This window comes from Rathayibacter sp. PhB127 (assembly GCF_003751665.1).
In the GTDB taxonomy this organism is placed as follows: Bacteria; Actinomycetota; Actinomycetes; order Actinomycetales; family Microbacteriaceae; genus Rathayibacter; species Rathayibacter festucae.
Window position 1 is genome coordinate 776,953 of record NZ_RKHW01000001.1, and the last position, 16,184, is coordinate 793,136.

Consider the following 16,184-nt stretch of genomic DNA (forward strand, 5'->3'; position numbering starts at 1 on the left):
GGAGAAGGGGGTCAGAGCTCGTAGTCGACGACGACGGGGGCGTGGTCGGACCAGCGGGTGTCCCACGCGCTGGCGCGGTCGATCTCGTAGCTGCGGGCCAGGGCGGCGAGCTCCGGAGTCGCGAGCTGGTAGTCGATCCGCCAGCCGGTGTCGGTGTCGAACGCCTGGCCGCGCTGCGACCACCAGGTGTAGGGCCCGGGCACCTCGCCGGCGAAGCGGCGGCCGAGGTCGACCCAGCCCATCCCGGCTCCGGCGTTGTAGCCCTCCTCGCCCTCGGCGCCGACGAAGCGGTCGAAGTAGGCGCGCTCCTCGGGGAGGAAGCCCGCCTTCTTGACGTTGCCCTTCCAGTTCTTGATGTCGAGGGTGCGGTGGCCGACGTTGAGGTCGCCCATCACGACGGCGAGCGGGTTGTGCGCCTGCAGCTGGGGGAGTCGCTCGATCATCGCGTCGAGGAAGCGCATCTTCTCGTCCTGCTTCGGCGTGCCGACGCCGCCCGAGTGCACGTAGGTGGAGACGACGGTCACGGTGCGGTCGCCGACCTCGTAGTCGGCCTCGAGCCAGCGGCCCGCGGAGTCGAAGTCGTCGGCGCCGAGCGTGACCCGGTGGATCGTCGCGCGCTTGCGGGAGGCGAGCGCGACTCCGGCGCGGCCCTTGGCGGTCGCCTCGTCGTGCAGCACGTCCCACTCGTCGCCGAGCAGCCCCGTGAGGTCGTCGGTGGAGGCGCGGACCTCCTGCAGGGCGAGGATGTCGACGTCGCGGGCGGCGAGCCAGTCGCCCATGCCCTTGCGGAAGGCGGCGCGGACGCCGTTGACGTTGACGGAGGCGATGCGGAGCGGCTTTCGAGTCACCGGAGCAGTCTACGGAGGACCGCCGACACGGAGCGGCACGCGGGGGAGCGGCGCAGCGGCGCACCCCCGGACACGCAGAAGCCGGCGGCCCCGCCCCGCGCCGCCCCCTCGGAGGAGAGGGGCGACACGGAGTCGGGACCGCCGGCGGGACCGCTCAGGACGGTCGGTCGGTACGGATCAGACGGCGACGGGGCGGGCCGTGGCCGGCTCCGGGACCTCGGCGACGATCGGAGCGCGCTTGATGCTCTTCGCGATGATCACGCAGACCGCCGTGACCACCATGCCGACGAGGATCGCGACCAGGTAGAGCAGCGGCTGCCCCACCAGTCCGGTCACCCAGATGCCGCCGTGCGGGGCGCGCAGCGTGGAGCCGAAGAGCGCGACGAGCGCGCCGGTGACGGCCGAGCCGATCATGGCGGAGGGGATCACGCGCAGCGGGTCGACCGCGGCGAACGGGATCGCTCCCTCCGAGATGAAGGAGGCGCCCAGCAGGTAGGCGGCCTTGCCGTTCTGGCGCTCGGCGTCGGTGAACAGGCGCTTGCGGAGCGAGGTCGCGAGGGCCAGACCCAGCGGCGGCGTCATGCCGGCCGCCATCACGATCGCCATCACCTTGAACTGCACCGAGTTCGGGTCGCCGTCCGCAGGGACCGAGGCGAGACCGGTGGTCGCGAAGGCGTAGGCCACCTTGTTGACCGGGCCGCCCATGTCGAACGCCATCATCAGGCCGAGGATGATCCCCAGGATGATCAGGTTGCCGCCGGTAAGGCCCGAGAGCCAGGCCGACAGTCCCTCGCTCAGCGCGCGCAGCGGCGCCCCGAGGACGACGAACATCAGGAAGCCCGTGATGAAGGTCGCGATCAGCGGGATGATGACGACCGGCATCAGCGACTTGAAGGCCGCCGGCAGCTTGATCCGCGAGATGTACAGCGCCGCGTAGCCGGCGATGAAGCCGGACGCGAGGCCGCCGAGGAAGCCGGCGCCGACGGTGACCGCCACGGCGCCGCCGAGGAAGCCGGGCGCGATGCCGGGGCGGTCCGCGATGCCGAAGGCGATGAAGCCCGAGAGCACCGGCACCAGGAAGGCGAAGGTCGCGCCGCCGATCAGGAACATCACTCCGGCCCAGTCGGTGATGTTGGCGATGTTGAAGCCGTTGTCGATGATCTGCTGCGGCGTGTAGCTGACGATCTGGTAGCCGCCGAAGAGGAACGACAGTGCGATCAGCAGACCGCCCGCCGCGACGAACGGGATCATGTACGAGACGCCGGTCATCAGGTTCTGGCGGATGCGCGTGCCGACGCCGACCTTCTTCGGGGCGGCGGGCGCCGCGGCCGGAGCGGACGGAGCCGTGCCGGTGCCGCGCAGGGCGAGCGCCCGGTCGAGCACCTCGTCCGGCTTCGACAGCGCCTCGGCGACGCCGACCTGGAGGATCGGCTTGCCGGCGAAGCGGTCCTTGCCGCGGATCTCGAGGTCGGCGGCGAGGATGACGACGTCCGCGGCGGCGATGTCGCCCGCGGTCATCTCGTCCGAGCCGGCGGCGCCCTGGGTCTCGACGTGGATCGGGTAGCCGCGCTTCTTGGCGGCCTGCTCCAGCGCCTCGGCCGCCATGTAGGTGTGCGCGATGCCGGCGATGCAGCTCGTCACCGCGACGAAGCGCGGGGCGCCCGTCGAGGCGGCGGCGGGAGCGTCCTGGACCTTCGCGGCGGCGCGGTCGATGACGTCCGCGGCCTTGGCGAGCGCCTCCGAGGTGCCGACCTCGAGGGTCGGCTTGCCGGCGAAGCGGTCCTTGCCGCGGACCTCGAGGTCGGCGGCGAGGATCACGACGTCGGCGTCGGCGATCGTCTGGTCGGACATCGGGTCGGAGCCGGCCGCGCCCTGGGTCTCGACCTGGATCTGGTAGCCCTTCTTCTTGGCGGCCTGCTCGAGGGCCTCGGCCGCCATGTAGGTGTGCGCGATGCCGGCGATGCAGCTGGTGACGGCGACGATCTTCACGAGACGACGACCTCTCGGGCGATGATGTCCGCGACTTCCTGGCCGCTGCCGGCGGCGCGGAGGGATCCGGTGAAGGACTCGTGGATCAGCTTGCGGGCGAGCTGGGCGAGGATCTTGAGGTGGGCCTGGTCGGCACCGTCGGGGGCGGCGATGAGGAAGATCAGGTCCGCCGGGCCGTCGGGGGCGCCGAAGTCCACACCGGACTTCGCGATGCCGACGGCGACGCTGGGCGAGACGACGTGCGAGGAGCGGGCGTGGGGGATCCCGATGCCGCCGGGCATGCCGGTGGCCATCTGCGACTCGCGGTCGCGGACGTCGGCGAGGAAGCCGTCGAGGTCGGTGACGCGGCCGGCGTCGGCGAGCGTCTTCGCGAGCTGCGCGGTGGCGTCGTCCTTCGTGGCGGCGGTGAGGTCGACGATGACCGTCGACGCCTCGGTGAGAGCAGTCATGCGCTCAGTTCTCCAATCGGGAGGGTGGGGTCAGGGTTCTCGACGACGGAGACGTCGTCGAGGCGGAGGGAGTCGGGACCCGGGGCTTCACTGCCCGGGAGGGTGACGGCGGCGGTGCCCCAGGCGACGGCCGTCCGCAGACGCTCCGCCTCCGAGGCCTTGGTCGCCGACAGGTAGCCCGCGAGGGTGCTGTCGCCGGCGCCGACGGTGCTGAGGGGCACGACGGGGGGTGCGCCCGCCCACCACGACGAGTCCGCCGTGACGAGGAGGGCGCCGTGCTCTCCGAGGCTCACGAGCGCTCGCGCGTCCGGGAGGCGGAGGAGTGTGCGGGCTCCGTCGACGACGTCGCCGACGGTCGCGAGGGAGCGGCCGAGGAGCTCCTCGAGCTCCTCGAGGTTGGGCTTCACCAGCGTCGCGGTGCCGGCCGCGATGATCGCGGTCAGCGGTGCTCCGGAGGTGTCGACGGCGAGGGGGACGCCGAAGTGGGTGGCGAGGCGGCCGAGCGCCGGGTAGAAGTCGTCGCCGAGTCCGGGCGGGACGCTGCCGCAGGCGACGAGCCAGCGCGGGGCGGAGACGACGTGGTCGCAGATCAGGTCGGAGAGCGCCTTCGCCTCCTCCGGGGTGACGGCCGGGCCGGGCTCGTTGATCTTGGTGGTCCGGCCGGTCGCGTCGTCGACGACGGTGATGTTGGTGCGGATCGGCTCGGCGATCGCGGCGCTGGCGGAGGCGACTCCGGCCGCCTCGAGCATGGTGCGCAGGTCGAGGCCGGTGGAGGCGTCGGCCGGGTAGATCGCCGTGGCCTCGACGCCGTTGCGGGCGAGGGCCCTGGCGACGTTGACGCCCTTGCCGGCCGGGTCGCGGCGGACGCCGTGGGCGCGGTTGACCTCGCCGACGGCGAAGCCGCTCGTCGAAAGGGTGACGTCGATGCTGGGGTTGGCGGTGACGGTGACGATCATGCGCGGACGACCTCCGGGCCTGCCGATTCGATGTCGTCGGCGAGCTCGTCGTCGACCCCTCGATCGGTGATGACGGTGTCGATCGCGGACAGCGGGGCGACGTGCCCGAAGTCCTGGCGGCCGAACTTGGAGTGGTCGGCGAGGACGACGACCCGGCGCGCGGCGGCGATGAGCGCGGTCTTGACGACGGCCTCGTCGAGGTCGGGGGTGGTGAGCCCCCGCTCCCGGCTGATGCCGTTCGTGCCGATGAAGGCGACGTCCACCGAGACGGTGGGGATCACCTGGGCGACCCACGGCCCGACGGCGGCCTGCGTGACGCCGCGCAGGTGCCCGCCGAGCAGGTGGAGGTCGATGTTGGGCCGGCCGACGAGCGCCACCGCGACGGGGAGGGAATGGGTGACGACCGTCAGCCGGCGGTCCAGGGGGAGCAGCTCCGCGAGGCGGACCGTGGTGGTCCCGGCGTCGATGGCGATCGAGCCGCCGTCGGGGACCTCGGCCAGCGCGGCGGTGGCGATGCGGTCCTTCTCCGCGGCGAGGTGGCCCTCGCGGGCGGCGACCTCGGGCTCGATGCCCAGGCGCTCGACGGGGATCGCGCCGCCGTGGGCCCGGCGCAGCAGGCCGCGCTTCTCGAGACTGGTGAGGTCCCGGCGGATGGTCTCGGGCGTGACCGCGAGGGACTGCGCGAGGTCGCGGACCTCGACCCGCCCGTCGGTGCGGGCGCGGTCCAGGATCGCCTGGTGCCGCTCCGGTGCGTACATGTGGACTCCGTCGTCTCGCGAGATGCTACGCCTCGTCTGCGATGTCGGTGTCGACCTCGGATCTGCGTTTACATCTTTTTAGACCCGTTCGTGTCCGTTGTCAACAGAAACGGACATGTTCGACAGACGTCGTTCCGCGCCAGGGCTCAGGCGGCCGCATCGGCGTCGAGGAGAGCGTGGGTCGCGGCGTCAGGCGGCCGCGTCGGCCAGCTCGTCCTCGAGGCGCGAGAGCTGCTTCTCCAGGCGGCGGCGCTTGAGCAGCGAGGCGTCCGGCAGAGCGGCGCGCAGGCGCTCGCGCTCCGCCTCGGCGAGGGTGCGGCGGGCGACGCGCAGCTGCTCCTCGCGCTCGCGCTCGATCTCGTCCGGCGTGCGCTTGCGCGCCGAGATGCCGGCGTCGCTCATGCCGACCGAGATCCAGGAGGCGACGATCAGGATCACCTGGCAGACCAGGTTGAACCAGATCAGCAGACCGATCAGGACGGCGAAGGAGGCGAGCAGCGGGTTGCGCGAGGCTCCGCCGAGCAGTTGGGTTCCGAGGACTTTGAGCGCGCCGAGCGCGATCCCGCCCATCAGAGCGCCGACCCAGAGGTTCTTCCACGGGATCGGGATGCCGCTGAGGATCCGGAACGAGCCGGCGAGCGTCGCGGTGTCGAGCGCGAGCATGATCAGCAGGCCGACGACGGTGCCGGTGACCCGGCCGAGGGTGGAGTCGCTGCCGATCCCGAGGACGTCGAACGCGACGTCGACGAACGAGGTCGAGAAGACCGAGAGCGCCGCCGAGACGATCAGCACGGCGCCGAAGACGAGCGCGAGGCCCGCGTCCTTGAGCTTGAGCAGGACGAACAGGACGGTCGGACCGGGCAGGGAGAACAGGATCCGCACCGCCTGCCGGAGGCTGCCGAGGAAGTTGAGCGCCGTCCAGAGCAGACCCGCCGCGGCGATCACTCCGGTCCAGCCGAGGATCGTGGAGTCGAGCAGCGTGTCGATGGACACCAGCGCGTTCTTATCCCCGATCAGCCCGGGCACCGAGCTGGTGAGCAGCTGCAGGAGCGAGTCGCGCAGCGCCGCGTTGTCGCGCAGGACGAAGCCGAAGACCGCGAAGAACACGAACAGCGCCGCGAAGATCGCGAACAGCGCCTGGAAGGCGAGCCCCGACGCGAACAGCGGCCCGCCGCTCTCGGAGTAGTGCAGCATCACCCGCACCGGCCTCGTCCGCATGATCCGCTCGAACAGCGCCGGGATGCCGCGCGGTGCCTCGGTCGCCGCCTCCGTCATGCCCTCCAGCGTAGAGGCGCCGGGCGCGGCTCCGAGACGCATGCCTCCGCTGCCCGCGGCGGCGCGACCTCCGGCTCGCAGAATCACTTCCGGCTCGTGGAATGTCGCACATCCGACGTTTCGGAGCAGTTCCCGCGTGCCGGATCTCCGCGGCGCGACCTCCGGCTCGCGGAATCGCCTCCGACTCGTCGTCATGCGCGCCTCTGACGAGCCGAAGCTCGTCTCGCGTGCCGAAGCGCCGACGCCGTCACGTCCGGCTCGCGGAACGATCCCCGGCTCGTTGAATTGCTTGCTTCCCGCGTGCCGAAGGGGTTTCCGCGTGCCGAACCTCGGCCGCGCGACCTCCGGCTCGCGGAATCGCCTCCGACTCGTCGTCCTGCGCGCCTCTGACGAGCCGAAGCTCGTCTCGCGTGCCGAAGCGCCGACGCCGTCACGTCCGGCTCGCGGAACGATCCCCGGCTCGTGGAATCGCGCACTTCCGGCGTGCCGGAGTGGTTTCCGCGTGCCGAACCTCGGCCGCGCGACCTCCGGCTCGCAGAATCGCCCCCGGCTCGTCACTCCGGCCGATTCTGACGTGCCCGAGCGCTTTCCGCGTGCCCGAATGCCCCCGACGCGACCCTCGGCTCGTGGAACGACCTCCGGCTCGCGGAAGCACGTCACTCCGTCGCGCCGGAGCCTGTTCCGTGTGCGCCGGGGTGAGTCCATCGTGATCTCCGGCTCGTGGAATCGCCTCCGGCTCGCGGGTGCACGGGCTTCTGGCGTGCCGGAGCGTGTTCCCCGTGCCCAGGCGGGCGCACCGCGACCTCCGGCGCGCGGGATCGCCTCCGGCTCGTGGAATCGCGTCCCTCCTGCGTGCCGGAGCCTGTTCCGCGTGCCGGAGCATCGGCGCTGCCGTCCGGTGGTCGCCCGGAGACCTCGGCTTCCTCGAACCGTGCGCCTCTGACCGTACGGGAGGCGTCCTCGCGTCGGACGAGCGGGGCTCAGCGGAGCGGGCCGCGCGCGCGGACCGCGAGGATGCTGTCGCGGGTGTGCGGCCAGTGATGCATCACGTCCGCGTAGGTGAAGCGGAGCGTCGTGTACCCGCGCTCGGCTGCCGCGCGGTCGCGATCCCGGTCTCGCTGGAAGGCGTGGGGGTCGTCGTGCCAGGCCCGACCGTCGATCTCGAGGAGCAGCCACCCGTCGATCACCAGGTCGACCCTGCCGACGCCGTCGATCTCGACCTGGATGTCGCACCTGATGCCGAGCAGATGCAGGCGGACCCGAGTGGCAGACTCCGTCCCGGACTCCGACCGGGCGTCGACGAGCTCCGCGACGACGGCGAAGCGACGGGGCAGCGCCGCCAGCGCCTGGGCGAGAGCATCGGCCCCGATGAGGCGCAGACGCAGGCACGAATCGGCGACGGCGACGGCGAGCTCGAGAGGCTGGCAGAGGAAGACCTGGGTCAGCGCCTCGGTGCGCGTCGTCCGGATGGAGCGGTACTCCGTCGGTTGCGAACGGCGACTCCAGTGCGTGACCACGTCGCTGCCCAGTTCTCGCGGTCGCGGGCGCGAGCTGGAGGTGAGGGCGAGGTGGAGTCGGGTGTCGGGCGGGCGGAAAGCGCCCGCCTCCGCCAGCAGCGAGATGCAGGACAGCGACCCGCAGGCCTCCGCCGCGCGCAGCTCCTCCGCCGAGGCGTGCGGCGACGCATACCAACCGCGTCTGATGCGGCGCAGTGCCCCCGATCGCACGGCAGCGATGGCGTCGACGCCGACCGCGTGAAGGTAGCCGATGTGGTGCACTCCGTACTGCATGCGCCGACTCTGCCGTCGGACGGCGATCCGTGCGGACCTGATCGCCCGTTCGGTGGAGGGCTCGCGCTCTCCGCCGACTGTGGAGGAGATGACCGGCGATCGAGGGCCGGCTCCGAGGACGTCGGGCTCGCGATTCGGGGTCCGGCTCGTCGATCCGCCGTCGTCGGGCGTGCCGAAGCAGTTTCCGCGTGCCGGAGGTGGGATGTGCTCGCGTTCGGCTCGTGATTCCGGGTCTGGCTCGTCGATCGGCCGGATTCGGGGGTGCCGGAGCTGCTTCCACGTGCCGGAGGTGCACCGCCGGGCCCGGGAACGACGAACGGCCCGCCGGATCCGAGGATCACGACGGGCCGAACAGGGGAGGAGGCGTCAGGCGCGGCCGCGGATGACGGCCTGCTTCACCTCGGCGATCGCCTGAGTGATCTGGATGCCGCGGGGGCAGGCCTCGGTGCAGTTGAAGGTCGTGCGGCAGCGCCAGACGCCCTCCTTGTCGTTGAGGATGTCCAGGCGCGCTCCGCCCGCGTCGTCGCGCGAGTCGAAGATGAAGCGGTGCGCGTTCACGATCGCGGCGGGGCCGAAGTACTGCCCGTCGGTCCAGAACACCGGGCAGGACGACGTGCACGCGGCGCAGAGGATGCACTTGGTGGTGTCGTCGAAGCGGGCGCGGTCGGCGACCGACTGCACGCGCTCCTTGCCCTTCGTGGGCGGAGTGTTCGCGATCAGGAACGGCTGCACCTCGCGGTAGGAGGCGAAGAACGGCTCCATGTCCACGACGAGGTCCTTCTCGAGGGGCAGGCCCTTGATCGCCTCGATGTAGATCGGCTGCGAGATGTCGAGGTCCTTGATCAGCGTCTTGCAGGCCAGGCGGTTGCGGCCGTTGATCCGCATCGCGTCGGAGCCGCAGATGCCGTGCGCGCAGGAGCGGCGGAAGGTCAGCGACCCGTCCTGGTCCCACTTGATCCGGTGCAGCGCGTCGAGGACGCGGTCGGTCGAGAACATCTCGACGTCGAAGTCCTGCCAGCGCGGCTCGGTGTCCTGCTCCGGGTCGAAGCGGCGGATGATGAACGTGACGGTGAACGCCTCCGGGGCCGCGGGGGCGGCGGGGGGCTGCTCGAGAGTGGCGGACGACACGACTAGTACTTCCTCTCCATCGGCTGGTACCGGGTGATCACGACGGGCTTCCAATCGAGGCGGATGTGGTCGCCCGCGTCGGAGGAGTGGGCGTCACCGGAGAGGTACGCCATCGTGTGCTGCATGTAGTTCTCGTCGTCGCGCTTGGGGAAGTCGTCGCGCATGTGGCCGCCCCGGCTCTCCTTGCGGTTCCGGGCGGAGTAGACGACGACCTCGGCGAGGTCGAGGAGGAAGCCGAGCTCGACCGCCTCCAGGAGGTCGGTGTTGAAGCGCTTGCCCTTGTCCTGCACCGAGATGTTGCGGAACCGGTCGCGCAGGCGCTGGATGGTGCCGGTGACCTGCTCGAGCGACTCGTCGGTGCGGAACACCTGGGCGTTCTTGTCCATCTCGTCCTGCAGCTCCTTGCGGATCGAGGCGATCCGCTCGGTTCCGGTGGCGCCGCGGAGCGAGGCGAGCATGTCGCGGATCGCGCCGGCCGGGTTCTCGGGCAGGGGGGTGAAGTCGACGGTCTGCGAGTAGTCGGCGGCGTTGTTGCCGCTGCGCTTGCCGAAGACGTTGATGTCGAGCAGCGAGTTGGTGCCGAGGCGGTTCGAGCCGTGCACCGAGACGCAGGCGCACTCGCCGGCGGCGTAGAGGCCGCGGACGACGGTGGTGTTGTCCGAGAGGACCTCCGCCTTGACGTTCGTCGGGATGCCTCCCATCGCGTAGTGCGCGGTCGGCATGACCGGCACCGGCTCGACGACCGGGTCGACGCCCAGGTAGGTGCGGGCGAACTCGGTGATGTCCGGGAGCTTCGTCTCGAGCACCTCGGCGCCGAGGTGGGTGCAGTCCAGCAGCACGTAGTCCTTGTGCGGACCGGCGCCGCGGCCCTCCGCCACCTCCTGCACCATGCATCGGGCGACGATGTCGCGCGGCGCGAGGTCCTTGATGGTGGGGGCATAGCGCTCCATGAAGCGCTCGCCCGAGGCATTGCGGAGGATCGCACCCTCTCCTCGCGCTCCCTCGGTGAGGAGGATGCCGAGCCCGGCGAGGCCGGTCGGGTGGAACTGGAAGAACTCCATGTCCTCCAGCGGGAGGCCCTTGCGCCAGATGATGCCGACGCCGTCGCCCGTGAGGGTGTGCGCGTTCGACGTCGTCTTGTAGATCTTGCCGAAGCCGCCGGTGGCGAAGATGATCGCCTTCGCCTGGAAGACGTGCAGCTCGCCGGTCGCCAGCTCGTAGGCGACGACGCCCGACGGCTTGTTCACGCCGTCGACCTCGGTCATCACGAGGTCGAGCACGTAGAACTCGTTGTAGAAGTTGATGCCCAGGCGGACGCAGTTCTGGAACAGCGTCTGCAGGATCATGTGGCCGGTGCGGTCCGCCGCGTAGCAGGCCCGGCGCACGGGCGCCTTGCCGTGGTCGCGGGTGTGCCCGCCGAAGCGGCGCTGGTCGATCTTGCCGTCCTCGGTGCGGTTGAACGGGAGGCCCATGTTCTCGAGGTCGATGACCGCGTCGATGGCCTCCTTCGCGAGGATCTCCGCCGCGTCCTGGTCGACGAGGTAGTCGCCGCCCTTGACGGTGTCGAAGGTGTGCCACTCCCAGCTGTCCTCCTCGACGTTCGCGAGGGCGGCGGCCATGCCGCCCTGCGCCGCACCGGTGTGCGATCGCGTCGGGTACAGCTTGGAGATGACGGCGGTCTTCGCCTTGGGCCCGGCCTCGATCGCGGCGCGCATGCCCGCTCCGCCGGCTCCCACGATCACCACGTCGAACTGGTGGTAGTGGACGCCGTCGGCGCCGAGGGTCTGGGTGGAGGCGCTCTGATCAGCGCCGCCGCTGTGGACGTGGCCTGGTGTGCTCACTGGGTGACTGCTCCGTTGAACGGGGTGGAAGGGCGGGAGTGGGGGAGGGGCGCTCCCGGTGGCGTGGCATTGCCGCGCGGACAGACCGCGCGGCACCGGGCGCCTAGGCGGCGCAGAAGGAGGGCAGCAGGCTCGGGTCCCCGCCGGTGGGGCAGGGGTTGAAGCCGAAGACGACGTAGGTGCCGAGCGCGATCAGCGCGACCACCGAGACGACGATGCCGCCCTTGAAGACGCGGGCCAGCAGCGGCGAGGTCGCGTAGTCGTTGACCAGCGTGCGCATGCCGTTGCCGCCGTGGATGAGCGCGAGCCAGAGCATCGCGACGTCCCACCACTGCCAGAACGGGTTGGCGAGCTTGCCGCCGACGAAGCCGAAGTCGATGGCCTTGATGCCGTCGCCGAGCAGCAGGTTGAAGATCAGGTGCCCGAAGATCAGGACGATCAGCACGACGCCGGAGGCGCGCATGTAGATCCAGCCCCACTTCTCCCAGTTGGTGCCGGAGGAGCGGGTCGGGACGTGCGGAGTCCGCGGTGCGGCGACGGTGCTCAATGGGCACCTCCCTCGCTGAAGACGTTGATGAGGTGACGGGGCGCGAAGCCGAGCATCAGCACGACCCACAGGCCGATGACGACCCAGAAGAGCAGGCGCTGGTTCCGGGTGGCCCAGCTCCAGAAGTCGACGAGGATGATGCGCAGGCCGTTCATGGCGTGGAACGCGATCGCGGCCACGAGGCCGGTCTCGCCGAGGCCCATGATCGGGTTCTTGTACTGGGCGATGACCGCGTTGTACGCCTCGGGGCTCACGGCGATGAGGGCCGTGTCGAGGACGTGCACGAGGAGGAAGAAGAAGATGGCGACACCGGTGATCCGGTGCAGCACCCACGACCACATGCCTTCGCGACCGCGGTAGAGGGTTCCGGCCGGACGGCGGATCTTCCCCTGCTTCCGGGGTGCGAGGGTTTGAGCAGCTGAAACTGACACGAACAACCCTCCCTGGTTGACTGCTCCGTCGGCCTGACCGGACCCGCGACTCGAGGACGCGGGCGGGGCGGAGGAGCGGCGAGAACACTCGCTCGACGATTCTAAGCGCCGGGCCCGGTCGCCGCGGCTTAGGCGAGCCTTAGCTGCCGCGGGCCATCGACACGGGTGCGCCGACCGTCGCGTAGTGCGCGAGGAGCTCGTCCGTGAGCGCGCTCCAGGTGCGGTGAAGCACGCGGCGCCGGCCCGCCTCGCCGAGCCTCGAGCGGAGCCCCGGATCGTCCAGCAGCCGCTCGACCTGCCGACGCAGATCGGAGTCGCTCTCCGGCGCGTAGAGCAGCCCGTCCACGCCGTGCTCGATCAGATCGGTCGGGCCGCCGGCGTGCGGGGCGACGACCGCCGTGCCCGAGGCCTGCGCCTCCTGCACGGTCTGCCCGAAGGTCTCCTCGGTGCCGGTGTGCACGAAGACGTCCAGAGCCGCGAAGACCGCGGGCAGTCGCTCGCCGTCGAGCCGTCCGAGCATCCGCGCCGAGGAGCCGAGCGCCGCCGCGACCCGGGAGGAGGAGGGGCCGTAGCCGCCGACGACCAGGTCCGCGCCCGGAAGAGAGGAGAGGGAGGCCAGGCGCTCGACGCGCTTCTCGGGGGAGAGGCGGCCGATGTAGCCGACGAGCGCGTCGCCGGGGGCGACCGGCGCCCGCACCTCCGCGGCGTAGGGGGAGGAGCGCATCCGCGGGTGGAAGCGGTCGCTCTGCACGCCGCGCCCCCAGAGCGCGGTGCGCTCGATGCCGGCCGCGGCGAGGTCGTCGAGCGCGCTGGTCGAGGGGGCGAGCGTGAGATCGGCACCCGCGTGGATCTGGCGGATCACCCGCCAGGCCAGTGCCCGGGCCCCGCGGATCCCGTAGCGGGCGGCGAAGCGCGCGACGTCGGTCTGGTAGATCGCGACGCTGGGCACACCGAGCCGGTTCGCGGAGGCGATGGCGCGCGCCCCCAGAAGGAAGGGCGAGGCGACGTGCACGACGTCGGGTTCGAAGGCGGCGAGCTCGCGGGTGAGCGCGAGCGTCGGGATCCCGACGGGGAAGTCGCGGTAGGCGATCGCCGGGTGCTCCACGACGCGGTGGCCGGCGTAGTGCCCGGGCGCCCCCGCGGCAGGACAGACGACGAGGGCCTCGATCCCGCGCGCCGCGAACTCGTCGAGGACCCGGAGGACGCTCGTGGTGACACCGTTCAACGACGGGAGGAAGCTCTCCGTGACGACCGCGACTCTCACCCTCCGGACGCTACGGGCGCCGTGTGAACGCGGGAGCGCGCCCGGGTGAACGGACGGACACGTCCGGGCGCCCTTGTATCCTGCGGACATGACATCACCTGAGACCGATGGCCGCGCCCCGCTCGACCGCTTCTACAGCGTGATCCCGGCAGGCGGGATCGGCTCGAGGCTGTGGCCGCTCTCCCGGGCCGACGCCCCGAAGTTCCTGCACGACCTCACCGGCTCGGGCCAGACCCTGCTCCGCGACACCTGGGACCGCCTCGCCCCGATCTCGGGTGCCGACCGGATCATGGTCGTCACCGGCCGTGCGCACCGTGCCGCGGTGGAGCAGCAGCTCGAGAGCCTCGAGGACCTCAACGTCGTCCTCGAGAGCGAGCCGCGCGACTCCTCCGCCGCGATCGGCCTCGCCGCCGCGATCCTCGAGCGCCGCGAGCCCGGCGTGATCATCGGCTCGTTCGCGGCCGACCACGTGATCAGCGGTCAGCACCTCTTCCACGACGCGGTGGCCGAGGCGGTCGTCGCCGCCGACGCCGGCTTCATCGTGACGATCGGCATCACGCCGACCGAGCCGGCGGTGGGCTTCGGCTACATCCGCACCGGCGACCACCTCGGCATCGAGGGCGCCGCGCACACGCTCGCCGTCGACTCCTTCGTCGAGAAGCCCGACGCCGACACCGCCCGCACCTACGTGCAGAGCGGTCAGTACCTCTGGAACGCCGGCATGTTCATCGCCCGTGCCGACCGCCTGCTCGAGGAGCTCGGCCGCTCGAAGCCGAAGCTGCTCGCGGGTCTGCTCGAGCTCGCGGAGGCGTGGGACACCCCGGAGCGCGGCGCGGTCGTCGACCGCATCTGGCCGGGCCTGGAGAAGATCGCGATCGACTACTCGGTCGCCGAGCCGGCCGCCGCGGAGGGCAAGCTCGCTGTCGTCCCCGGCCACTTCTCCTGGGACGACGTCGGCGACTTCGCGTCGATCGCGAAGCTGCACGCGAGCGGCCTGCGCTCCGACCTGGCGATCCTCGGCGAGGACGCCCGCGTTCTGGCCGACTCCGCGACCGGCATCGTGGTCAGCGGCGGCAACCGCACCATCGCGCTGATCGGCGTGAAGGACATCGTCGTCGTCGACACCCCCGACGCACTCCTCGTCACCACCACGGAGAACGCCCAGAAGGTGAAGGGCGTCGTCGACGCCCTCCGCCTCTCGGGCCGCACCGACGTCCTGTAGCCCGCGGCCCGCTCTCCTCATGCTGGTCGAGTAGCCGCGCAGCGGCGTATCGAGACCCGACGTCCTCAGCAGGGCGGGCCTGCAGGCTCACCTGCTGGCGTGGGTGGATCTCGATACGCGCGCTCCGCGCGCTACTCGATCAGCATGGGGTGGACGCGCGCCCGAGGAAGTGGAGCCCTCACCTGCTGGTTGCGGAGCCGTCCAGGAGGGCCACCTCCCGGACGCCCTCGCCCGAAGGGTCGAGGGCCGCGAGCCGGAATCGCGTGCGAGCGATTTCCGCCAGCCCGACGCGACCCGCTCTGCGGAACGCACCACTCCAGGTGGCCGACCGCGGGGGAGGAGCCGCTCGCGGCTCTTCCCCAAGATCAACACTGTGTAACGCTTCCCGAGTTGGCCCTCCGCGGCGGCTGAGCGTTCCGACACCTTGGGTAACGTGAGGTCATCGATGCCCTGCAGTGCCGATCGTGCGCGCGGGGCCGAATCTTGGAGGACGAATCTTGACTATCACCACGCGTAAGGCCGCGTTCGGCGGTCTCGCCGCTCTGGGCGTCACCGCGCTTCTCGCCGGTTGCGCCTCCGCCCCCGAGGAGACCGGCTCGAGCGCCGCCGCCGGTGGCGACTTCCTGCCCTGCATGGTCTCCGACGCGGGCGGGTTCGACGACAAGTCGTTCAACGAGCTCGGCTACAACGGCCTCGTGAAGGCGTCCGAGGACCTCGGCGTCACCCCGAAGACCGTCACCTCGGAGTCCGAGACCGACTACGCGCCCAACCTGACGAGCCTCGTCGACCAGGGCTGCAACCTCATCATCACCGTCGGCTTCGCCCTCGCCGAGGCCACCTCGGCCGCGGCGGAGGAGAACACCGACATCGACTTCGCCATCATCGACGACGCGTCGATCGACCTGCCGAACGTCAAGCCGATCACCTTCGACACCTCGCAGTCGGCGTTCCTCGCCGGCTACGCGGCGGCCTCGTACTCGAAGACGGGCGTCGTGGGCACCTACGGCGGCCAGCAGTTCCCGACCGTCACCATCTTCATGGACGGCTTCGCGGACGGCGTGGCGTACCACAACGAGCAGAAGGGCACCGACGTCAAGGTCGTCGGCTGGGACGTCGCCGCGCAGACCGGCTCCTTCACCGGAGGCTTCGCCGCCGGTGTCGAGGCCAAGTCGGCCGCGCAGTCCCTGATCGACCAGAACGCCGACGTCATCCTCCCGGTCGGCGGCCCGATCTTCCAGTCGGCCATCGAGGCCATCCGCGACTCCGGCAAGGAGATCGCGATGGTGGGTGTCGACGCCGACCTGTACGAGACCTACCCCGACGGCGGCGACCTGTACCTGACCTCGATCCTCAAGGGCATCGAGGCCGGCACGACCGACGTCACCTCCACCGCGGGCGCCGACGCCTTCGACGCGACCCCGTACGTGGGCACGCTCGAGAACGACGGGGTCGGCATCGCGCCGTTCCACGACTTCGAGTCGAAGGTCTCGGCCGACCTGCAGGGCGAGCTGGACACCATCAAGGAGGGCATCATCGACGGCTCGATCACCGTCGAGTCGCCGTCCGCTCCCGCCGCGTCCTGATCCCCGGATCGATCGCAGCGCACTGACGAAGAGGCCGGTGGGCCCGAGTTCTGCTCGGGCCCACCGGCCTCTCGTCGGCTGTCCCGCCGGCTCCCGCGCGCTG

Annotated in this window: 14 protein-coding genes; 2 read left to right on the forward strand and 12 right to left on the reverse strand. The window is 71.1% G+C overall.

Annotation, left to right across the window (positions count from 1 at the left end; all coding sequences use genetic code 11):
• Positions 1–11: 11 nt before the first annotated feature.
• The 12 genes from EDF22_RS03925 to EDF22_RS03980 all read right to left on the reverse strand — a co-directional run bounded on the left by EDF22_RS03925 (position 12) and on the right by EDF22_RS03980 (position 13,276).
• Positions 12–848, reverse strand: coding sequence for an exodeoxyribonuclease III (locus EDF22_RS03925; RefSeq protein WP_123702548.1), 837 nt, complete (start codon positions 846–848; stop codon positions 12–14).
• A gap of 177 nt (positions 849–1,025) precedes the next feature.
• Positions 1,026–2,837: a PTS fructose-like transporter subunit IIB gene (locus EDF22_RS03930; protein WP_123702552.1), complete on the reverse strand. Its 1,812-nt coding sequence runs from the start codon at positions 2,835–2,837 to the stop codon at positions 1,026–1,028.
• Positions 2,834–3,286 (reverse strand): PTS sugar transporter subunit IIA, encoded by a 453-nt coding sequence (locus EDF22_RS03935; protein ID WP_123445279.1) that lies wholly within the window; start codon positions 3,284–3,286, stop codon positions 2,834–2,836. Before EDF22_RS03935 ends, EDF22_RS03930 begins: the two co-directional genes overlap by 4 nt.
• Entirely contained in the window at positions 3,283–4,242 is a 960-nt protein-coding gene (locus EDF22_RS03940; protein WP_123702554.1) for a 1-phosphofructokinase family hexose kinase, read from the reverse strand. Before EDF22_RS03940 ends, EDF22_RS03935 begins: the two co-directional genes overlap by 4 nt.
• Complete coding sequence (locus EDF22_RS03945) at positions 4,239–5,000, reverse strand: DeoR/GlpR family DNA-binding transcription regulator (protein WP_123445281.1); 762 nt, start codon at positions 4,998–5,000, stop codon at positions 4,239–4,241. The genes EDF22_RS03940 and EDF22_RS03945 overlap by 4 nt, the downstream gene beginning before the upstream one ends.
• Positions 5,001–5,189: 189 nt before the next feature.
• Complete coding sequence (locus tag EDF22_RS20710; RefSeq protein WP_185038718.1) at positions 5,190–6,275, reverse strand: YihY/virulence factor BrkB family protein; 1,086 nt, start codon at positions 6,273–6,275, stop codon at positions 5,190–5,192.
• Between the two features lie 980 nt (positions 6,276–7,255).
• On the reverse strand, positions 7,256–8,065 hold the full coding sequence (locus EDF22_RS03955) for a DUF559 domain-containing protein (protein WP_123702558.1): 810 nt from the start codon (positions 8,063–8,065) through the stop codon (positions 7,256–7,258).
• Positions 8,066–8,431: 366 nt separating this feature from the next.
• Positions 8,432–9,193: a succinate dehydrogenase iron-sulfur subunit gene (locus tag EDF22_RS03960; RefSeq protein WP_123445284.1), complete on the reverse strand. Its 762-nt coding sequence runs from the start codon at positions 9,191–9,193 to the stop codon at positions 8,432–8,434.
• A gap of 2 nt (positions 9,194–9,195) precedes the next feature.
• Positions 9,196–10,938, reverse strand: a complete 1,743-nt coding sequence (sdhA, locus tag EDF22_RS03965; protein ID WP_260303388.1) for a succinate dehydrogenase flavoprotein subunit — start codon at positions 10,936–10,938, stop codon at positions 9,196–9,198.
• Positions 10,939–11,137: 199 nt separating this feature from the next.
• Positions 11,138–11,581: a succinate dehydrogenase hydrophobic membrane anchor subunit gene (locus tag EDF22_RS03970; RefSeq protein ID WP_123702562.1), complete on the reverse strand. Its 444-nt coding sequence runs from the start codon at positions 11,579–11,581 to the stop codon at positions 11,138–11,140.
• Positions 11,578–12,012: a succinate dehydrogenase, cytochrome b556 subunit gene (gene sdhC, locus EDF22_RS03975; protein WP_123445287.1), complete on the reverse strand. Its 435-nt coding sequence runs from the start codon at positions 12,010–12,012 to the stop codon at positions 11,578–11,580. Before sdhC ends, EDF22_RS03970 begins: the two co-directional genes overlap by 4 nt.
• A 139-nt stretch (positions 12,013–12,151) precedes the next feature.
• A complete protein-coding gene (locus EDF22_RS03980) occupies positions 12,152–13,276 on the reverse strand; it encodes a glycosyltransferase family 1 protein (protein WP_123702564.1) in 1,125 nt (374 codons plus the stop codon).
• A gap of 88 nt (positions 13,277–13,364) precedes the next feature.
• Between EDF22_RS03980 and EDF22_RS03985 the strand changes: the two genes are divergently transcribed.
• Entirely contained in the window at positions 13,365–14,498 is a 1,134-nt protein-coding gene (locus EDF22_RS03985; protein WP_123702565.1) for a mannose-1-phosphate guanylyltransferase, read from the forward strand.
• 497 nt (positions 14,499–14,995) lie between these two features.
• Complete coding sequence (locus EDF22_RS03990; protein WP_123702567.1) at positions 14,996–16,081, forward strand: BMP family protein; 1,086 nt, start codon at positions 14,996–14,998, stop codon at positions 16,079–16,081.
• The last annotated feature ends 103 nt before the right edge of the window (positions 16,082–16,184 follow it).

Bases quoted from the DNA above. Each gene is read 5' to 3' on its own strand.
- EDF22_RS03935 (WP_123445279.1), bottom strand. From the start codon at position 3,286: ATGACTGCTCTCACCGAGGCGTCGACGGTCATCGTCGACCTCACCGCC.
- EDF22_RS03940 (WP_123702554.1), bottom strand. From the start codon at position 4,242: ATGATCGTCACCGTCACCGCCAACCCCAGCATCGACGTCACCCTTTCG.
- EDF22_RS03945 (WP_123445281.1), bottom strand. From the start codon at position 5,000: ATGTACGCACCGGAGCGGCACCAGGCGATCCTGGACCGCGCCCGCACC.
- EDF22_RS20710 (WP_185038718.1), bottom strand. From the start codon at position 6,275: ATGACGGAGGCGGCGACCGAGGCACCGCGCGGCATCCCGGCGCTGTTC.
- EDF22_RS03955 (WP_123702558.1), bottom strand. From the start codon at position 8,065: ATGCAGTACGGAGTGCACCACATCGGCTACCTTCACGCGGTCGGCGTC.
- EDF22_RS03985 (WP_123702565.1), top strand. From the start codon at position 13,365: ATGACATCACCTGAGACCGATGGCCGCGCCCCGCTCGACCGCTTCTAC.